Annotated in this window: 21 protein-coding genes and 1 tRNA gene; 9 read left to right on the forward strand and 13 right to left on the reverse strand. The window is 59.7% G+C overall.

What is annotated here, in order from left to right; translation table 11 throughout:
* Positions 1-12: 12 nt before the first annotated feature.
* The 3 genes from MUM_RS0118420 to MUM_RS0118430 all read right to left on the reverse strand — a co-directional run bounded on the left by MUM_RS0118420 (position 13) and on the right by MUM_RS0118430 (position 1,535).
* A complete protein-coding gene (locus tag MUM_RS0118420) occupies positions 13-762 on the reverse strand; it encodes a hypothetical protein (RefSeq protein ID WP_029615988.1) in 750 nt (249 codons plus the stop codon).
* 147 nt (positions 763-909) lie between these two features.
* Positions 910-1,107 (reverse strand): hypothetical protein, encoded by a 198-nt coding sequence (locus tag MUM_RS1000000134780; protein WP_010172449.1) that lies wholly within the window; start codon positions 1,105-1,107, stop codon positions 910-912.
* Positions 1,108-1,208: 101 nt separating this feature from the next.
* Positions 1,209-1,535, reverse strand: a complete 327-nt coding sequence (locus tag MUM_RS0118430) for a DUF3592 domain-containing protein (protein WP_010172451.1) — start codon at positions 1,533-1,535, stop codon at positions 1,209-1,211.
* A 243-nt stretch (positions 1,536-1,778) separates the two neighbouring features.
* Between MUM_RS0118430 and MUM_RS0118435 the strand changes: the two genes are divergently transcribed.
* Positions 1,779-2,024, forward strand: coding sequence for a hypothetical protein (locus tag MUM_RS0118435; protein WP_010172453.1), 246 nt, complete (start codon positions 1,779-1,781; stop codon positions 2,022-2,024).
* Positions 2,025-2,172: 148 nt separating this feature from the next.
* Positions 2,173-3,501 (forward strand): OprD family porin, encoded by a 1,329-nt coding sequence (locus MUM_RS0118440; protein WP_010172455.1) that lies wholly within the window; start codon positions 2,173-2,175, stop codon positions 3,499-3,501.
* A gap of 114 nt (positions 3,502-3,615) precedes the next feature.
* Here the strand turns inward: MUM_RS0118440 and MUM_RS1000000133365 are convergent, their stop codons facing one another.
* The 4 genes from MUM_RS1000000133365 to MUM_RS0118455 all read right to left on the reverse strand — a co-directional run bounded on the left by MUM_RS1000000133365 (position 3,616) and on the right by MUM_RS0118455 (position 5,647).
* A complete protein-coding gene (locus MUM_RS1000000133365; protein WP_238535546.1) occupies positions 3,616-4,257 on the reverse strand; it encodes a cupin domain-containing protein in 642 nt (213 codons plus the stop codon).
* A gap of 458 nt (positions 4,258-4,715) precedes the next feature.
* Positions 4,716-5,030, reverse strand: coding sequence for a membrane protein (locus MUM_RS0118445; RefSeq protein ID WP_010172458.1), 315 nt, complete (start codon positions 5,028-5,030; stop codon positions 4,716-4,718).
* 94 nt (positions 5,031-5,124) lie between these two features.
* Positions 5,125-5,331, reverse strand: coding sequence for a hypothetical protein (locus tag MUM_RS0118450; RefSeq protein ID WP_010172460.1), 207 nt, complete (start codon positions 5,329-5,331; stop codon positions 5,125-5,127).
* 225 nt (positions 5,332-5,556) lie between these two features.
* A tRNA-Ser gene (locus MUM_RS0118455) sits at positions 5,557-5,647 on the reverse strand.
* Positions 5,648-5,799: 152 nt separating this feature from the next.
* Here MUM_RS0118455 and MUM_RS0118460 point away from each other — a divergent pair.
* The 7 genes from MUM_RS0118460 to MUM_RS0118490 all read left to right on the forward strand — a co-directional run bounded on the left by MUM_RS0118460 (position 5,800) and on the right by MUM_RS0118490 (position 10,012).
* A complete protein-coding gene (locus tag MUM_RS0118460) occupies positions 5,800-6,471 on the forward strand; it encodes a Bax inhibitor-1/YccA family protein (protein WP_003219636.1) in 672 nt (223 codons plus the stop codon).
* An 89-nt stretch (positions 6,472-6,560) separates the two neighbouring features.
* The gene (gene tusD, locus MUM_RS0118465; RefSeq protein WP_010172463.1) at positions 6,561-6,953 is read left to right on the forward strand and encodes a sulfurtransferase complex subunit TusD; all 393 of its coding nucleotides are present in this window, start codon (positions 6,561-6,563) and stop codon (positions 6,951-6,953) included.
* A gap of 1 nt (position 6,954) precedes the next feature.
* Positions 6,955-7,305: a sulfurtransferase complex subunit TusC gene (gene tusC / locus MUM_RS0118470; protein WP_010172465.1), complete on the forward strand. Its 351-nt coding sequence runs from the start codon at positions 6,955-6,957 to the stop codon at positions 7,303-7,305.
* Entirely contained in the window at positions 7,305-7,598 is a 294-nt protein-coding gene (gene tusB / locus MUM_RS0118475) for a sulfurtransferase complex subunit TusB (RefSeq protein WP_010172468.1), read from the forward strand. The genes tusC and tusB overlap by 1 nt, the downstream gene beginning before the upstream one ends.
* Positions 7,595-7,930: a TusE/DsrC/DsvC family sulfur relay protein gene (locus MUM_RS0118480; protein ID WP_010172469.1), complete on the forward strand. Its 336-nt coding sequence runs from the start codon at positions 7,595-7,597 to the stop codon at positions 7,928-7,930. The genes tusB and MUM_RS0118480 overlap by 4 nt, the downstream gene beginning before the upstream one ends.
* Positions 7,927-8,928 carry a glycosyl transferase family protein gene (locus tag MUM_RS0118485; protein WP_010172471.1) on the forward strand — a complete coding sequence of 334 codons (1,002 nt, stop codon included), beginning with the start codon at positions 7,927-7,929 and terminating at the stop codon, positions 8,926-8,928. The genes MUM_RS0118480 and MUM_RS0118485 overlap by 4 nt, the downstream gene beginning before the upstream one ends.
* An 88-nt stretch (positions 8,929-9,016) precedes the next feature.
* Positions 9,017-10,012 (forward strand): glutathione S-transferase family protein, encoded by a 996-nt coding sequence (locus MUM_RS0118490; protein WP_010172473.1) that lies wholly within the window; start codon positions 9,017-9,019, stop codon positions 10,010-10,012.
* 110 nt (positions 10,013-10,122) lie between these two features.
* Here MUM_RS0118490 and cysG read toward each other — a convergent pair whose 3' ends face one another.
* The 6 genes from cysG to MUM_RS0118520 are packed head-to-tail and all read right to left on the reverse strand — an operon-like array spanning position 10,123 to position 17,628.
* On the reverse strand, positions 10,123-11,517 hold the full coding sequence (cysG, locus tag MUM_RS0118495) for a siroheme synthase CysG (protein WP_010172475.1): 1,395 nt from the start codon (positions 11,515-11,517) through the stop codon (positions 10,123-10,125).
* On the reverse strand, positions 11,518-12,798 hold the full coding sequence (serS, locus tag MUM_RS0118500) for a serine--tRNA ligase (protein ID WP_010172477.1): 1,281 nt from the start codon (positions 12,796-12,798) through the stop codon (positions 11,518-11,520).
* A 16-nt stretch (positions 12,799-12,814) separates the two neighbouring features.
* Positions 12,815-13,189, reverse strand: a complete 375-nt coding sequence (gene crcB / locus MUM_RS0118505; protein ID WP_010172479.1) for a fluoride efflux transporter CrcB — start codon at positions 13,187-13,189, stop codon at positions 12,815-12,817.
* The gene (locus tag MUM_RS0118510; protein ID WP_010172481.1) at positions 13,189-14,511 is read right to left on the reverse strand and encodes a replication-associated recombination protein A; all 1,323 of its coding nucleotides are present in this window, start codon (positions 14,509-14,511) and stop codon (positions 13,189-13,191) included. The genes crcB and MUM_RS0118510 overlap by 1 nt, the downstream gene beginning before the upstream one ends.
* A 27-nt stretch (positions 14,512-14,538) precedes the next feature.
* Complete coding sequence (gene lolA / locus MUM_RS0118515) at positions 14,539-15,162, reverse strand: outer membrane lipoprotein chaperone LolA (RefSeq protein WP_010172483.1); 624 nt, start codon at positions 15,160-15,162, stop codon at positions 14,539-14,541.
* A 57-nt stretch (positions 15,163-15,219) separates the two neighbouring features.
* Entirely contained in the window at positions 15,220-17,628 is a 2,409-nt protein-coding gene (locus MUM_RS0118520; RefSeq protein ID WP_010172485.1) for a DNA translocase FtsK, read from the reverse strand.
* Positions 17,629-17,655: the final 27 nt, after the last annotated feature.

Consider the following 17,655-nt stretch of genomic DNA (forward strand, 5'->3'; position numbering starts at 1 on the left):
GTACGCGGCGCGTTACTGCACCGGCAGGAAATTCATCAGCAACAGGCTCTGCGCGTAGTTGAGGCCAATGCGTCGATAGCGTTCGTCGAGCATCTGGGTCAACAGGTCGAGACGCGCGACGATCTTGCCGAACTCGACCGCGAAACTGAGGTTGCTGCCCGCCTCCGAGATCTCGTTGGAGAACAGCAACAGCGAGCCATTGGCATCCTGGCGCTGGCTGAGCAGCCAGGTTGCCTTCTCGATGTTACGCGCGGCATTGCTGACGAACTGTGGGTTGATCGAGTCCGTTATATAGAACTCGGTGCGCCCGCCGTGTGCAGTCACGAGCATGCTGCCAATCGCGTAGATAAAGGCGCCCGCCCGATCGCCGCGAAACTCCGGGCTCAAGGAGTAACTCAGCGCCACCAGGTCACGGCGATCCCCAAGGGCGGGCAGCGGCTGGCGAAGTTCGATGGCCTGACGGATTTGCCGGGCGGCGGTTACAGCGTCCGTGTAACCCGATTGACGCCATTGGTTGGGGTTGCGCAGGTAGAGCTTGCTCATCAGCAAATACAGGCTTTGCAGATTGTCGCGCATGCCCAGGGTGGCCATACGATCGACGCTGGTCTGGAAGAATTCATCGGGCTTGCCGTTGCTGAACTGCTTGGCAATATCACGCCCCTGTTGCTGGCTGCAACCGTTGGCGCACAGCATCAAAACCGCCGCCAGCAACAGCGGCTGGCGCATCCATCGGGTGATAAAAACAAGTAACGTGCGATCCATCGGCACCAGGTCTGGGTCTGCTGTCCACGCGGGAATTAGTGTGGTCGGGACAGAGATAGATCGGAAGAATGGGAAAAAGTGCGGTGGGGGCGGCAGGAATGTTGACGACAGCAGAGCCCGACACTGGGGTCGGGCTTGTCTGGGACATCAGTTGTCGGGGTGTTCACTCGCGACAGAATCGGCGGCGTCTACGTCAGACATGTCCTCTTCCAAAGGGGCGTCGTCGTCCGGGGGTAGAGGCGCCTCGGCGTGGTCCCGCCGAGGTTCATGACCGGTTTCATTGTCTGTACCGCGCGTTACGCCCTGCTGGGATTGATTCCCTGGGGCCTTCTCGTCAATTTCCATGCTGGCTCTCCGTTCTGCAGCACGGGGTGTCCGTGCTTGAACATGAGAAACGGTGCGGGGTTGGGAAGTGCCGGGTGGTGGACGAACGGTGGGGCTCAATTTCATAACGGCCCTAACGATCCCAGAGTCTCCATCAAGCGCAAGATCCGTGGTTTTTCGGCGGGCTTTTCGCCGATACAGCACACGCCCGGGTCGGTGAGAGAGCACCAGACCGACACGCGGTCGCCTACCTGCAGGCCGTCGGTGGCTTTACGAAGCGTTGCTGTTGACCAAGCGTCAACCGTCTCATTGAGAGACTTGTGAAAATGCTGACCATTGACGCTATAGCTGAAGCTCATGAATTGCCCTGTGGCCCACGATGCCTCACTCCCGACAAAGGTGACGTAGCCTTGGACCACTTGCCCTTCAGGTATGTCCTTGGCACTCATGGGTTCTCTCCTGAGATACAGCGCTGCATGGACGATCCTTGCGGTGAAACCTTCAGAAAGATTAGCAAGGGTTCGAGAAAGCGCTTTTACACACGCTGGGGCGAGAGTGGACGCCCCTGACTCTCGCCTGGAAAGTCCCAATAACGGTATTCAAGAGAAAATCGCGATTGCCGTGTCTTCCGGCTTGCAGGAGGATTGGCCCGACGATGTTTAACCTGACGGCACTGAAGGGAGCACGGGTAAATGGCAACACTGATAGAAAAGCTCGACGGCCCAAGGACCGCACAGCAGGAGCTGTTCTACGACCTCGAGGATGCAATGGCCGTGATCGCCTGGTCGGTGAATGAGCTGGCCACTATCGCCGGGGTCGCCAACTCACCAGATGAAGCGATCGCCCTGATGAAGATGGGCGCATTGCTCGCGGCCCAGCAGGCAAAGCTCAGCGGCTATGCGGATGAGGTGAAGGCGGGAAAGATTGTACGAGCGTGAATACCTTTAAGCCCGCTCCCATCGCGGGCTTTTAATTGCCCGGGATTCAGCAAAGGGGATATCAAAACATTCATCCAGTTTCATTTGTTGATGGCCTGGGCTGTCGCCTTAATGCTCCAACACGAACTCGTGCACAGGAGCAAAAATAATGAAAAAACGTCAACCGCTACTTCAGCTCAATACCTTGGCAGTGGCACTGGCATTTGCCTTGCCGGCCATGAGCTATGCAAGCGATCAGTCCGACTCGAAGGGTTTTGTCGCCGACAGCAGTTTGAATATCTTCAACCGCAACCTGTTCTGGAACCAGAACGGCAACGGCAGCCATACCCGTGACTGGAGCCAGGCGCTGATGGCGACCTACAGCTCGGGCTTTACCCAAGGCACCGTCGGCATCGGCATCGATGCGTTTGCCGACCTGGCGCTGCGCATCGACGGGAACACCGACCGTGCCGGCGGCCCGAACATTCCATCCGACGCCAATGGCAACCCGGACCATGGCCTCGCCAAGGCCGGCGGAGACATCAAGTTGCGTATTTCCAACACCACCCTCAAGGTCGGCGACTTGCAGCCCACCTCGCCCGTGTTCGCCACTGCCGATAACTACCTGATGCCACAGACCGCATCGGGCTTCCAGATCGACAGTCATGAAATCACCGGCCTGAACCTGGAAGCCGGCCATTACACCTCCGGCACGGGTACCACCACCACGTCGCGCAGCGGCGACATTCTCGCCAGCTATGCAGGTGTGAGTGCGCCGTCGGCCAGCTTCGCGGGGGGCAAGTACCAGTTCAGCAAGGAATTCACTGCGTCGCTGTACGGGGCGCACCTGGAAGACGTCTGGAATCAGTACTACGTCAACTTGAACCTGGTTCATCCACTGACCGCTGACCAATCCGTCGCGGTGGACTTCAACCTCTATCGCACATTGGACGACGGCAGCGCCAAGGCCGGGACCATCGACACCACCGCAGCCTCGCTGGCGGCGGCCTACACCCTGGGTGCACAGACCTTCACCCTGGCCGGGCAAAAGGTGCATGGTGACGAGCCGTTCGACTATGTCGGTTTTGGGGAGACCAATGCCGGTGTCGGCGCGGGCCGCTATGGCAACTCGATCAACCTGGCTGACTCGGTGCAGTACTCCGACTTCAACGGCCCGGGCGAGAAGTCCTGGCAGATGCGTTACGACCTGGACATGAGCACCTTTGGCGCCCCCGGCCTGAGCTTCATGGCCCGTCATATCCGCGGTTCCGGCATCGACGGAACGCATACGCCCGGCAATTCGGCCTACACCGGGTTCTATGGTGCCAACGACCAGGAACACGAAACCGACGCCGAAGTGAAATACGTCGTACAGAGTGGTCCGGCCAAGAAACTGTCCTTCCGCCTGCGAGAAGCCTGGCACGATGGCGATGCGTCCACCGGGGGGCATTTGGTGCAGACGCGGCTGATTACCGAGTATCCGTTGAATATCTTCTAAACAGACGAGCTTGCCCGGTTGATGGATCAACCGGGTACCGCGTAGCTCGGCATGCCCATCAGTCGAGCCGCATTCTTCTTAAAAAGATGTGCAATGCAAAGCCAGTAAGCTTTCTTACTTCGACGAGTTCCTCGGGTCGTCATGGCTATCGATATATTCAAGGCCCAGCGGGCCTGTCCCATAAACTTGAGAGATATATTCTCCCGACTTGGCCCAATGGAAATGTGGAGTATTGGCCGGAAGTACGACTACGCTGCCAGGGCCATAGGCAACCAGCTTGGTCGAATCAAAAACAGTACCAAAGCCAATATAAAACACACCCGACATCACGGTGTATATACGATCTTCGGGGTGCGTATGAGGCATTAATTTGGTGCCGTTCGGGACTTTAACCCGCACGACGTAGGGTGCTGGTTTACTCGGATCTCCAACCAGAACAGACAACTTCACCTCTTTCGGGAAGGCTGGAAAGCTACGCCATTCCACATCTTCATTGTGTAAAGCCCCGGTACTTCCCAGTGGCAGTGGTTGTGCCTGGACTAATGGCGCAACAGCGCTCGCGACTATAAACGTGGTCAAGCAAGCAGCTTTAACAATGCTTTGAATCATGAAAGACACCTTAGATACGCAATAACAGACCGGTATTGCCACCCGCATTACCGATGAATCCGGCGAGCGAAGCGTGGCAGTAGCCGCTGGCGACAGAATATTTGGCGCACTATATTTGGGTGCAACGTTTTCGATAATGGCGTCCATGCGCATTTCAGTTGATACATAATGTAATCAATACGATACGCCGCCGAGTATTCACCCTCCTCCGATACGGTTTGGCGCACGCATGCCACGGTTGTCCAGCCGTAGGGTGCATGGACCTGGGCGATGCGAGTCAACTGCTGGGACACACGGAAAAGCGGTCAATTGGTGAATCGGTGAGATAGGGAAACCGACCCGCTGACCCCGCTTGCAACGAGTTGCGGAAACGGCCTGAAATGATGCGGAGACGATCAGCCGTCAGGCTGCCAGCTTTGCCGAATGCCAGAAACGCAAAAGCCCCGCAATAGCGGGGCTCTTGAGTCAATCTTGGCGGGAAAGCAGGGATTCGAACCCTCGGAACGCTATTAACGTTCGCCGGTTTTCCAGAGCTCCTAGCTACCCACCAAGCTACAGGTCTTATTCTGCAAGGGGTGCGCTTTTGCGTGGAAATCTGCGAGAGACTAAGCGTCTGAAACTTCTTTCTCGAGGGTAAGCTTTGGATCAGCCACTTCTACCCAGCCCTTCTTCAAATACTCAGCTGCCACAATTTTACGTATCAAGAAACAGTAGGTGATTGGCAGTCCGGCAATAGGTATGGCTGCCCAAGGTGGGCCTGCAAGCACCCCCAAACCTATAGCAATAACCCAGATTAACAAATGGCGCCAAAGGCCGGCGAAGCAAAGATAGAGGGGGCCCAGGAACAATATTGCCAGAACCTGAAACGCATCGACCTCTTCAACCTGGTCACTGTCTGGACTTTTGAAGTATCGGGTCATAGCACTCTCCATGTGTGTCGGGGGGTAACTCGGCAAATTAGCACTGGAAAATCCAGATCTGGCGAATCAGTGAAGCTGAAAGCGTGATTCAAGACTACTTATCGGGCTCGAATTTCGCGAACATCATGCCGAAGAAAAAACCTCCGACCATGGCCAGATAGACAGATTTATAGCCGGAGACGTTATAGGCCAGCCAGTAGTTGACCGCGGTGACTACGACAAAAGCCAAGAAAAACTGCCTACGAGAAAATCGACTGAAAAAGCGATTTGCGGCCGCATTTATGGCCTTGAGTTTGTTCATTGCGCCTCGTCCTTGAAAAACGCGGAGATCCTAACTCAAACACCTTATGCCCGCCACGCAGTACCGTGCATGTCGCTGCTTTCAGCCATGATTTCCGGGCTCCAGTTTTGCGGAGTTGCGGAAACTGCCTGAAATGATGCGGAAACGATTAGATGTTTCACTATCACCATTCCTGAACCCCAGAAACGCAAAAGCCCCGCAATAGCGGGGCTCTTGAGTCAATCTTGGCGGGAAACCAGGGATTCGAACCCTGGGAACGCTATTAACGTTCGCCGGTTTTCAAGACCGGTGCATTCAACCACTCTGCCAATTTCCCTTGTGCAACACAGGATTAGCGTAGCCCATCCTGTCTCAGCGGGCGCCATAATACCCGAATGAAACACACTGTCAAACTCTCGCCATAGCTTGTTACAGAGCGTCTGTTATGATCCTTGCGACTGAATGTTTCAAAACTGAAGGAGTGTCGCCATGCGCGAACAGAATTACGCAGTGAATGGAAACGCGCAGGCTGAGCAGCTAGAGGTTAGCCGCGTCCTGCGCAATACGTACGGCTTGCTCGCTCTCACCCTCGCGTTCAGCGGCGTGATGGCCTTCGTCGCCCAGCAGATGCGCGTCGGCTACCCGAACATCTTTGTGGTGCTGATCGGCTTCTACGGTCTTTTCTTCCTGACCAACAAGCTGCGCGACTCGGCCTGGGGCCTGGTGTCGGCGTTTGCCTTGACCGGTTTCATGGGCTTTATCCTCGGCCCGATCCTTAACCGTTACCTCGGCATGGCCGGCGGCGCGGAAGTGGTCAGCTCGGCATTTGCCATGACCGCCCTGGTATTTGGCGGCTTGTCGGCTTACGTGCTGATCTCCCGCAAGGACATGAGCTTCCTGGGTGGCTTCATCACCGCCGGTTTCTTCGTGTTGCTGGCCGCCGTACTGGCAGGCATGTTCTTCCAGATCAGCGGCCTGCAACTGGCGATCAGCGCCGGTTTCGTGCTGTTCTCCTCGGCCTGCATCCTGTTCCAGACCAGCGCGATCATCCAGGGTGGCGAGCGTAACTACATCATGGCTACCATCAGCCTGTATGTATCGATCTACAACCTGTTTATCAGCCTGTTGCAGATCTTCGGCATCATGGGCCGCGACGACTGATCGCAGCCACATGCAAAAAGCCCGCTTCGGCGGGCTTTTTGTTGCCTGCGGCTTTATCATTGCCACAGGTTTTGCCTTCAGAGTGTTCCATGAAGTTTGCGATTGCGCTTTTCGAAGCCCCCCATGCGCCCTGCTCGCGCCGTGCCTTGCTGTTCGCCCAGGCAGCGCTGGCGGGCGGGCATGAGATTGTGCGGCTGTTTTTCTATCAGGATGGCGTCTACAGCGCGTCCAATAACATTGTTGCGCCACAGGACGAGCAGGACATCGCACGCCAGTGGCGCGAGTTTGTCAGCGAGCATCAGCTCGATGGCGTGGTGTGCATCGCTGCGGCCCTGCGCCGTGGGGTATTGAATGCCGAAGAGGCCACCCGCTATCAACGCAGCGCGGTGAACTTGGAGGCGCCCTGGGCGCTGTCCGGGCTTGGGCAACTGCATGACGCCGCCCAGGCCGCTGACCGCTTGATCTGCTTCGGAGGCCCGTGACATGTCGAAATCCTTGCTGGTGATCAGCCGACAGGCACCGTGGTCCGGCCCCAGCGCCCGCGAAGCGCTGGATATCGTGCTGGCGGGCGGCGCGTTTGATTTGCCGATTGGCCTGTTGTTTCTGGATGACGGCGTGTTTCAACTGGCCGCGAGCCAGGACGCCAAGGCCGTGCAACAGAAAGACCTCAGCGCCAACCTCCAGGCCCTGGAGTTATTCGGGGTTGAGGATGTGTTTGCCTGCAGCCATAGCCTCTCGGTACGCGGCCTGATCTCCTCCGGTAGCGCACAGCCGCTGAGCAGCGAACAGATCTCACAGATGATTGACCGTTACGACCAGGTGATTACCCTCTGATGTCGACTTTGCATGTGGTGTCCCACTCCCCTTTTACCGATAGCCGGCTGGACAGCTGCCTGCGCCTCTGTGGCACCCGGGACGCAATCCTGCTGTGCGGCGACGGCGCCTATGCCTTGCAACCCGCCAGCGCACCCTGCCAGGCCCTTCAAGCCAAGGGCCTGAAGGTGTTTGTGCTGGCCGAAGACAGCCAGGCGCGTAATCTTGCGGTGCCTGACTGGGCCGCCAGCGTCGATTACCCGGCCTTCGTCCAGCTGTCGATAGATTACGACAAGGTCAACACCTGGCTATGAACACCCTGACCGTAGGCGAACGCACCCTGGAACTGGACAAGGACGGCTACCTCGCCGACCTGAGCGACTGGTCCAGCGACGTGGCCAACGCCCTCGCCACCGCCGAAGAGCTGGAGCTGACCCCGGAACACTGGGAAATCCTCGAGCTGCTGCGGGGCTTCTACAGCGAATTCCAGCTGTCGCCGGCCACCCGCCCGCTGATCAAGTACACCGCCTTGAAGCTGGGCCCGGAAAAGGGCAACAGCCTGCACCTCAACCGACTGTTCAAAGGCACTCCCGCCAAACTCGCCGCCAAGCTGGCGGGCCTGCCCAGGCCGACGAATTGCTTATGACTGATTTTGCCCCGTTGATCACTGAAACACCCGCCGAACACCCGTTTGCGCCGTTCGTGCGGATCCTCGGCAAAGGCAAGCGCGGCGCCCGCAACCTCACTCGTGAGGAAGCTCGTGAGGCGATGGGCATGCTGCTGGATGAGAAGGTCGAAGACACCCAGCTCGGCGCCTTCCTGATGCTGTTGCGGCACAAGGAAGAAAGCCCGGAAGAGCTGGCGGGTTTCACCGAAGCCGTGCGCGAGCGCTTGAATGCGCCGTCGCTCAACGTGGACGTCGACTGGCCTACCTACGCCGGTAAGAAACGCCACCTGCCGTGGTACCTGCTGGCAGCCAAGTGCCTCGCGCAGAACGGCGTGCGCATCCTGATGCACGGCGGCGGCGCGCATACCGCGGGCCGGCTCTATACCGAGCAGTTGCTGGAAGGCTTGCAGATTCCGCTGTGCCGCAATTGGCAACAGGTCGAGGCCGCCCTTGAACAGGGCAACCTGGCGTTTATTCCCCTGGGAGATTGGGCGCCGCAACTGCAGCGCATGATCGACCTGCGTAACACCCTGGGCCTGCGTTCGCCGATCCACTCACTGGCGCGCATCCTCAACCCGTTGAGCGCCCGCTGCGGCCTGCAAAGCATCTTCCATCCGGGCTACCAGGGTGTGCATCGCGATGCCAGCGGCCTGCTCGGCGACAACACCATTGTGGTCAAGGGCGATGGCGGCGAGATCGAGATCAACCCGGACACCATCAGCCACCTGTACGGCACCACCGGCGGCGAAAGCTGGGATGAAGAGTGGCCTGCCCTCTCCGCCCAGCGCCACGTCAAGCCTGCCGCCCTGGAGCCTGAGCACCTGAAGGCGCTATGGCGCGGCGACGTGCAGGACAGCTACCCGCAACTGGCACTGATCGCCACCATGGCCTTGGCCTTGCGTGGCCTTGGTCACCCGCGGGAGCAGGCGTTCGAACTGGCCCAGCAGTACTGGGACGCCCGGGACAGATCGATTTAGTCGATCATTAACCCCCAGCCTTTGCGCTTTTTGTTCGAACCCAGACCTTTAGACTGCACTCCAACGCTTATTAGCCAAGGAGTCAGTCATGGGTTTGCTGATCGAAGGACGCTGGCATGACCAGTGGTACGAAAGTAGCGCAGACGGCGCCTTCCAACGGGAACAGGCGCAACGCCGCAACTGGGTAACCGCCGATGGCGAGCCCGGCCCAACGGGTGAAGGCGGTTTCAAAGCCGAAGCCGGCCGCTATCACCTGTACGTTTCCCTTGCCTGCCCCTGGGCACACCGCACACTCATCCTGCGCAAGCTCAAAGGCCTTGAAAGCCTGATAGATGTATCCGTAGTCAGCTGGCTGATGCTGGAAAACGGCTGGACCTTCGACAAGACCCATGGCTCCAGCGGCGACAAGCTCGACGACTTCACCTACATGCACCAGCGCTACACCGCTGACACTGCCAGCTACACCGGGCGCGTGACGGTACCGGTGTTGTGGGACAAGAAGCTCAAGCGCATTGTCAGCAACGAATCGGCAGAGATTATTCGCATGTTCAACAGTGCGTTTAATGCGTTGACCGGCAATCAGATGGACTTCTATCCCGAGGCCCTGCGCTCAACCATCGACGCACTGAACGAGCGGATTTATCCCGCCGTGAACAACGGCGTGTACCGCGCAGGTTTCGCTACGTCGCAGAAGGCCTATGAAGCGGCGTTTGATGATGTGTTTGCCGAGCTGGATCACCTTGAACAGCATCTGGGTGAGCATCGTTACTTGGCGGGGGAATACCTGACCGAAGCCGATGTAAGGCTTTTCACCACGGCGATCCGGTTTGATGCGGTGTACTACAGCCACTTCAAATGCAACCTGCGGCGGATTGCGGATTATCCGAACCTGTCGAATTGGCTACGGGAACTGTATCAATGGCCGGGGATTGCCGAGACGGTGGATTTTGCCCACATCAAGGGGCACTACTACGCCAGTCACCGCACGATTAATCCGACGGGGATTGTGCCGAAGGGGCCGTTGCAGAGGTTTGAGGCGGAGCATGATCGGGCGAGGTTGAGCGGGAAAGGCATCTTGAGCTGAAAACACCCTGTGGCGAGGGAGCTTGCTCCCGCTGGGTTGCGAAGCGACCCCAAAAGAGCGGACTGCTGCGCAGTCCAGCGGGAGCAAGCTCCCTCGCCACAGGATTGGTGTCAGACCTCGGACTGAGCGCCTTCAAACCACTTCAGCTTCTCACGCAACTGCACCACTTCTCCCACGATTACCAGGGTCGGCGCATGCACTTCATGCTCCGCCACCATGCGCGGCAGGTCAGCCAGGGTGCCGGTAAACACCCGCTGGTTGGACGTAGTGCCCTGCTGGATCAACGCCGCCGGCGTATCTGCCGAACGGCCATGCTGGATCAGCTGTTCGCAGATGATCGGCAACCCGATCAAGCCCATGTAGAACACCAGGGTCTGCGAAGGTCCTACCAGATCACTCCAAGGCAGGTCCGAAGTCCCGTCCTTCAAGTGCCCGGTAATGAAGCGAACCGATTGCGCATAGTCGCGATGAGTCAGCGGAATACCGGCATACGCGGCACAACCACTGGCCGCAGTAATGCCCGGCACCACCTGGAACGGGATGCCATGGGCCGCCAGTTCTTCGATCTCTTCACCACCACGACCAAAGATAAACGGATCGCCACCTTTCAGACGCAGCACGCGCTTGCCCTGCTTGGCCAGGTCAACCAGTTGCTGGTTGATCTGGTCTTGCGGCACCGCGTGGTCGGCGCGACGCTTGCCGACATACACCCGCTCGGCATCGCGACGGCACAGCTCAAGAATCGCCGGCGCCACCAAACGGTCGTATAGCACCACATCGGCCTGTTGCATCAAGCGCAAGGCGCGAAAGGTCAGCAGGTCGGGATCACCCGGGCCAGCGCCCACCAGGTAGACTTCGCCCGGCGCATGCGGCGGCGCGCCATTGATTTTCTCTACCAGCAGTCGCTCGGCTTCATCGCCCTGCCCGGCCAGTTGCCGATCAGCAATCGGGCCCTGGAACACGTCTTCCCAGAACGCCCGACGCTGCTGCACATCCGGAAACAAGCCTTTGACCTGGCTACGAAACCGCGCGGCCAACCCGGCCAATTGGCCGTAAGTCGATGGAATCCAGGTTTCCAGCTTGGCGCGAATCAAGCGGGCCAGCACCGGCGCATCGCCACCGCTGGACACTGCGATCACCAATGGTGAACGGTCGACAATCGCCGGGAAGATCACGCTGCACAGCGCCGGCGCGTCCACCACATTCACCGGTACGCAACGACGCCGGGCATCGCTGGATACTTGCGCGTTCAGCGGCTCGTCGTCGGTCGCGGCGATGATCAGGGTGCAGCCATCAAGGTCAGCCTCCTGATAACCGCGCAAAATCAGTTCACCGCCACTGCCCTGCACCAGTTCACGCAACTGGTCTTCAATCTGGGGAGCAACCACCCGCAACAACGCGCCGGCGTCGGCCAGCAGCCGGGATTTGCGCAAGGCAATCTCCCCGCCACCGACGACCAACACACGACTGCCGCGCAGGTTATGAAACAGCGGCAGAAATTCCATTTAGCCGATGACCTCAACGCCCGCCATGTACGGCTTGAGCACCTCAGGCACGCGGATCGAACCGTCGGCCTGCTGGTAGTTTTCCAGCACGGCCACCAGGGTACGGCCTACCGCCAGGCCCGAACCGTTGAGGGTGTGCACCAGCTCAGGCTTGCCGGTTTCCGGGTTGCGGAAACGCGCCTGCATGCGACGGGCCTGGAAATCACCGCAGTTGGAGCACGACGAAATCTCGCGGTATTTGTCCTGGCTCGGCACCCACACTTCCAGGTCGTAGGTCTTCACGGCACTGAACCCCATGTCGCCGGTGCACAGCGCCAGAACGCGGTACGGCAGCTCCAGCAATTGCAGGACGCGTTCGGCGTTGGCGGTCAGGCCTTCCAGCGCTTCCATGGAGGTCGACGGCTCGACCACCTGCACCATCTCGACCTTGTCGAACTGGTGCTGGCGAATCATGCCGCGGGTGTCGCGGCCCGAGGCACCGGCTTCACTGCGGAAGCAGGGCGAGTGGGCAACAAACTTGATCGGCAGTTGCTTGGCGTCGAGGATTTCCCCAGCCACGATGTTGGTCAGCGACACTTCGGCGGTCGGGATCAGGTACAGATCGGCTTCGCCATCGCGGCTGATCTTGAACAGGTCTTCCTCGAACTTCGGCAACTGGCTGGTGCCCATCAACGCCGGAGCCTGAACCAGGTACGGGGTGTAGGCCTCTTCGTAGCCGTGTTCGCCGGTGTGCAGGTTGATCATGAACTGCGCCAGGGCACGGTGCATGCGCGCGATCGGGCCGCGCAGCAAGGCAAAGCGTGCGCCGGACATTTTGGCCGCTGTTTCAAAATCCAGGCCACCGGTCAATTCGCCCAGGGCAACGTGGTCCTTGATCTCGAAATCGAAAGCCTTTGGTGTGCCCCAGCGACGGACTTCGACGTTGCCGTCTTCGTCTTCGCCGATCGGCACGGATTCGTGCGGCAGGTTCGGGATGCCCAACAGGATCGAATCCAGCTCGGTCTGGATCGCGTCCAGCTCGACTTTGCCGGAAGCCAACTCGCCAGCCATACGCTCGACATCCGCCATCAATGGCGCGATGTCTTCGCCGCGCTGCTTGGCCTGACCGATGGATTTGGAACGCGCATTACGCTCAGCCTGCAGTGCTTCGGTGCGGGTCTGGACGGTCTTGCGCTGTTCTTCCAGCGCTTCGATGCGCGCAACATCCAGGCTGAAGCCACGGGATGCCAGGCGGTCCGCTACGTCCTGAAGGTTGCTACGTAACAGTTTGGAATCGAGCATGTCGGTCTCTCGTTTATCAAAGTTTGGTCAAGGACAGGCCAGCCCAGGTGGCGAGCAGCCCGCCGAACACGCTGATGGCCAGGTACCCGAAGGCGACCGGTGCCTGCCCGCTTTCCAGCAGGCGTAGCGTGTCCAGTGAAAAGGATGAAAAGGTCGTCAGACCGCCTACAAAGCCGACAATCAAGCCGGCACGAATCTCGATCGGCACTTCCGGGCGAATCAGAAACCACCCGTACAACAAGCCGATGATCAAACAGCCCACCAGGTTGACCGCCAGGGTCGCCGCATAAAAATGCTTTGGCCAATTGGCGCTGACCCACGTGCTGGTGGCGAAACGCAATAATGTACCAGCGATGCCGGCCACGGACACGGCAAGAATCGTTCTGAGCACTACTTTCTCCGCTGTTTCGGGCTAAGCCGGTCTAGTTGGGCGAGGTGATTGAGCTTTTCGCCGATCTTCAGCTCCAGGCCACGGGGCACCGGCTGGTAGAACGGCTGCGGCTCAAGGTCATCCGGGAAGTAATCTTCGCCAGCCGCGTAGGCGTCCGGCTCATCGTGGGCATAACGGTATTCATCGCCGTAGCCAAGCTGCTTCATCAGCTTGGTCGGCGCGTTGCGCAGGTGCAGCGGCACTTCCAGCGAGCCGTGCTCGGCGGCGGCACGCAGGGCGGACTTAAAGCCCATGTACACTGCGTTGCTTTTCGGCGCGCAGGCCAGGTAGGTGATGGCCTGGGCCACCGCCAACTCGCCTTCCGGGCTGCCCAGGCGTTCCTGCACTTCCCAGGCGGCCAGGCACAGGCTCAGCGCGCGCGGGTCGGCATTGCCGATGTCTTCACTGGCCATGCGCACCACGCGCCGGGCCAGGTACAGCGGGTCGCAACCACCGTCTATCATCCGTGCAAACCAATACAGTGCGCCGTCGGGATTGGAGCCGCGCACCGACTTGTGCAACGCGGAAATCTGGTCGTAGAACGCCTCGCCGCCCTTGTCGAAACGCCGGCGGGTGTCGCCCAGCAGGCTTTGCAGCAGGTCGACGCCGATTTCGCTGCCGTCCTCGGCCAGGTCGGAAGCGTTCTCCAGCAGGTTGAGGAAGCGTCGACCATCGCCATCAGCAGCGGTCAGCAGAATCTTGAAGCCTTCCTCGCTGACACTCAGCTGCCGCTTGCCCAAGCCCTTGTCTTCGCTCAGCGCGCGCTGCAACAGCTTTTGCATCGCTGCTTCATCGAGGCTTTTGAGCACATAGACACGCGCCCGGGACAGCAAGGCGTTGTTCAGTTCAAAGGACGGATTTTCGGTGGTGGCGCCAATAAAGATCAGCGTGCCGTCTTCGACATACGGCAAAAACGCATCCTGTTGCGACTTGTTGAAGCGATGCACTTCGTCGACAAACAGAATGGTGCGCTTGCCGTATTGCCCGGCCTGCTGCTTGGCGACTTCCACCGCCTGGCGGATTTCCTTGACCCCAGCCAGCACCGCCGAAACCGTTTCGAAGTGTGCATCCGAGACTTTCGCCAGGAGCCGCGCCAGGGTGGTTTTACCCACGCCCGGCGGCCCCCAGAAAATCATCGAGTGCAGCGCACCCTGCTCCAAGGCTTCGCGCAAAGGCTTGCCGCGAGCGAGCAGGTGTTCCTGCCCGACGTACTCGTCCAGGTTGGTCGAGCGCAGGCGCGCCGCCAGAGGCTGAGCAATCGGGTCACTTCGAAACAGGTCCATGGGCAGCGTTTGAAACCTCTAGGCAGTTTATTCCTGGATCACGTCGGCACCCTTCGGGATGTCGAACTTGAACTTGGACGCGGCCACCGGCTCGTTGGCCTTGACCCCGGTGAACAGGATATTGGTGCGCTGGCCGACACTGTCAACCAACTGCATGTCGTTGATCACGCCGTTGCGGAACGACAGGCGCAGGCTGTCGAACAGCGTGTCCTTGGATTTCGGCTTCAGCGTGAAGTCGATGACGTTGCTGGCCTGCTTGGAGGTGATGTCAAAGCTCTGGCTGATCTGCGACACATCGCCCGACAGCAGCAACGCTGGCGTCTGGCTCAGGCGCGGGTCCAGCTTCTTGATGGTGGCCTGTTCAAGGTCCGGGTCCCACAGGGTGACTTTCTGGCCGTCGGACACGATGGTCTGGTCGTTAGGCGCGTCGGTCTTCCAGTAGAACAGCCCTGGACGCTGCACGGCCATTTCGCCGGCGGTTTCCTGCAACTGGGTGCCGCCACCGTCCAGGGTCAACTGGGAGAAGCGCGCGGTCAGGGTCTTGGATTTGTCCAGCAGGTTGGTCAGGCTCGCAACGGAAGCCGGATCAGCGTGAGCCGAAACAGCAGTCAGGGCCAGTGCCGGCAACAACAGCATGCGGATAAGACGCATGGGAGTCCTCATAGATTCGTTTGCAAGGCGTGCCGCGTGTTGCCACGCGGCACGTAATCAGTCACGCATCTGCGCTGGCGCTATGACTTCGCGCGAGCCGTTGGTGTTCATCGAGGTGACCACGCCAGCCATTTCCATGGCTTCAATCATGCGGGCTGCGCGGTTGTAGCCAATCTTCAGCTTGCGCTGTACAGCGGAGATCGAGGCGCGGCGGCTCTCAAGGACGAACTGCACCGCTTCGTCGTAGAGCGCATCGGTCTCGGCATCATCGTCGCCACCGCCGCTGCCACCGTCAAAGCCGCTGCCGGCTTCTTCGACGCCCGCGAGGATGTCGTCGTTGTATTCCGGGGCGCCACGCAGTTTCCAGGCTTCCACCACACGGTGCACCTCATCGTCGGAGACGAAGGCACCGTGAACACGGATCGGCAGGCTGGTGCCGGGCGGCATGTAGAGCATGTCACCGTGGCCCAGCAGTTGTTCGGCGCCGCCCTGGTCGATGATGGTCCGGGAGTCGATCTTGCTCGACACCTGGAACGCCATGCGGGTCGGGATGTTGGCCTTGATCAGACCGGTGATCACGTCCACCGACGGACGCTGGGTAGCGAGGATCAAGTGAATACCGGCAGCCCGTGCTTTCTGGGCGATACGGGCGATCAGCTCTTCGACCTTCTTGCCGACGATCATCATCATGTCGGCAAATTCGTCCACCACCACGACGATGGTCGGCAGCTTGGTCAACAGCGGCGCTTCGTCGTGAATGCTTTCGCGCTTGTACAGCGGGTCGGTCAGCGGTGTGCCGGCGTCCTGGGCTTCCTTGACCTTGGCGTTGAAGCCCGACAGGTTACGCACGCCCATCTTCGCCATCAGCTTGTAACGCCGCTCCATCTCGGCGACGCTCCAGCGCAGGGCGTTGGCGGCGTCCTTCATGTCGGTCACCACCGGGCACAACAGGTGCGGAATGCCTTCGTAGATCGACAGCTCAAGCATTTTCGGGTCGATCATGATCAGCTTGGCGTCATCCGGGCCAGACTTGAACAGGATCGACAGGATCATCGCGTTCACACCCACCGACTTACCGGAACCGGTGGTACCGGCCACCAGCAAGTGGGGCATTTTCGCCAGGTCGGTGATTACCGGCTTGCCGCCAATGTCATGGCCCAGGGCCAGGGTGACCGGCGATTTGAAGTTGTCGTATTCCGGGGTCGACAGCACTTCGGAGAAACGCACGATCTGCCGGTCTTCGTTGGGAATCTCGATACCGACGGTGGTCTTGCCCGGAATCACTTCCACCACCCGCACGCTGGTCACGGCCAGCGAACGCGCCAAATCCTTGGCTAGGTTGGAAATACGGCTGACCTTCACGCCTGCAGCCGGCTGGATTTCGTAACGGGTAATCACCGGGCCCGGGTGGATCGAATCCACCGAGACTTCGACGCCGAATTCCTTGAGTTTGATTTCCAGCAGATGGCCGACGGCCGCCAGGGACTCAGGGGAGTAGTTGAGCTGTTTCTTTTCCGCAGGATCAAGAATCGAGATCGGCGGCAACGTGCCTTCCACGGCACTGTCGACAAACAAGGGTGCCTGCTTCTCTTTCTGCACGCGGTGGCTCGGCTCGGGCGCCTTGGTCGGCGCCGGGGCGATCACCGGCGGCACCTGTTTCTCGCGGTCCGACATGTGCTTGGTCAGGGCCTGTTCGCGTTCGATCAGGCGTTCCTTGACCTTGGCCTGTTCACGCCGGTCCGGCGTGCTCGGGGCCACGACTTCGTTGACGCGGGTATCCACCTCACGCAGTTGGGCAACCATGCGTTTGCGATCCACCCGGGCCGACCACCAGCGATTGGCCGCGCCCTGGAACAGTTCGAGCAGGTCGAGGGTGATCTTGCCGGTCACGTCCATGACCTTGAACCAGGACAGGTCGGTAAACACGGTGAGGCCGAACAGGAACAGCGCAATGAACATCAGGGTGCTGCCCTGGATGTTCAGGGTCCGGCGGGCCAGGTCGCCCAGGCTTTCGCCCAATGCGCCGCCGGCACCGGCCGGCAAACCGGTCGGTGCGTGGAAATGGATATGGGCCAGCGCCGCGCCCGACAGCACCAGGAACACCAGGCCGATCAGGCGCCAGGAGAACAGCCAGCCGCTCCACTGCCACGGCTCATGGCGCTGGCGGAAGATCTGCCAGGTCTTGATGGCCAGCAGCAACGGGAAGATATACGCGAAGTAACCCAGCACCATGAACAGGATATCGGCGCTGTAGGAGCCGGCCGGGCCGCCGAAGTTCTGCACGTCTTCGATCTTGCTGTTGTGGCTCCAGCCCGGATCGTCCTTGCCATAGGTGAGCAAGGCCATCATCAGGAACAGGCACAGGGCGCCGATGGCGATCAGTGCACCTTCCTTGAGTCGGTAGTGCAGGTGCTGGCGCCAGGCGGGCACGACTGCGGCTTTAGGTGTTGCGGCGGATTTCTTCAAAACGGGTCTTTTCCTGCGCCTTTAGCG

The organism is Pseudomonas sp. PAMC 25886 (genome assembly GCF_000242655.1).
In the GTDB taxonomy this organism is placed as follows: Bacteria; Pseudomonadota; Gammaproteobacteria; order Pseudomonadales; family Pseudomonadaceae; genus Aquipseudomonas.

Excerpts from the sequence above, each read along its gene's own strand:
- MUM_RS0118420 (WP_029615988.1), bottom strand. The coding sequence starts at position 762 with ATGGATCGCACGTTACTTGTTTTTATCACCCGATGGATGCGCCAGCCG.
- MUM_RS1000000134780 (WP_010172449.1), bottom strand. The coding sequence starts at position 1,107 with ATGGAAATTGACGAGAAGGCCCCAGGGAATCAATCCCAGCAGGGCGTA.
- MUM_RS0118430 (WP_010172451.1), bottom strand. The coding sequence starts at position 1,535 with ATGAGTGCCAAGGACATACCTGAAGGGCAAGTGGTCCAAGGCTACGTC.
- MUM_RS0118435 (WP_010172453.1), top strand. The coding sequence starts at position 1,779 with ATGGCAACACTGATAGAAAAGCTCGACGGCCCAAGGACCGCACAGCAG.
- MUM_RS0118440 (WP_010172455.1), top strand. The coding sequence starts at position 2,173 with ATGAAAAAACGTCAACCGCTACTTCAGCTCAATACCTTGGCAGTGGCA.
- MUM_RS1000000133365 (WP_238535546.1), bottom strand. The coding sequence starts at position 4,257 with ATGGACGCCATTATCGAAAACGTTGCACCCAAATATAGTGCGCCAAAT.
- MUM_RS0118445 (WP_010172458.1), bottom strand. The coding sequence starts at position 5,030 with ATGACCCGATACTTCAAAAGTCCAGACAGTGACCAGGTTGAAGAGGTC.
- MUM_RS0118450 (WP_010172460.1), bottom strand. The coding sequence starts at position 5,331 with ATGAACAAACTCAAGGCCATAAATGCGGCCGCAAATCGCTTTTTCAGT.
- MUM_RS0118460 (WP_003219636.1), top strand. The coding sequence starts at position 5,800 with ATGCGCGAACAGAATTACGCAGTGAATGGAAACGCGCAGGCTGAGCAG.
- tusD (WP_010172463.1), top strand. The coding sequence starts at position 6,561 with ATGAAGTTTGCGATTGCGCTTTTCGAAGCCCCCCATGCGCCCTGCTCG.
- tusC (WP_010172465.1), top strand. The coding sequence starts at position 6,955 with ATGTCGAAATCCTTGCTGGTGATCAGCCGACAGGCACCGTGGTCCGGC.
- tusB (WP_010172468.1), top strand. The coding sequence starts at position 7,305 with ATGTCGACTTTGCATGTGGTGTCCCACTCCCCTTTTACCGATAGCCGG.
- MUM_RS0118480 (WP_010172469.1), top strand. The coding sequence starts at position 7,595 with ATGAACACCCTGACCGTAGGCGAACGCACCCTGGAACTGGACAAGGAC.
- MUM_RS0118485 (WP_010172471.1), top strand. The coding sequence starts at position 7,927 with ATGACTGATTTTGCCCCGTTGATCACTGAAACACCCGCCGAACACCCG.
- MUM_RS0118490 (WP_010172473.1), top strand. The coding sequence starts at position 9,017 with ATGGGTTTGCTGATCGAAGGACGCTGGCATGACCAGTGGTACGAAAGT.
- cysG (WP_010172475.1), bottom strand. The coding sequence starts at position 11,517 with ATGGAATTTCTGCCGCTGTTTCATAACCTGCGCGGCAGTCGTGTGTTG.
- serS (WP_010172477.1), bottom strand. The coding sequence starts at position 12,798 with ATGCTCGATTCCAAACTGTTACGTAGCAACCTTCAGGACGTAGCGGAC.
- MUM_RS0118510 (WP_010172481.1), bottom strand. The coding sequence starts at position 14,511 with ATGGACCTGTTTCGAAGTGACCCGATTGCTCAGCCTCTGGCGGCGCGC.
- lolA (WP_010172483.1), bottom strand. The coding sequence starts at position 15,162 with ATGCGTCTTATCCGCATGCTGTTGTTGCCGGCACTGGCCCTGACTGCT.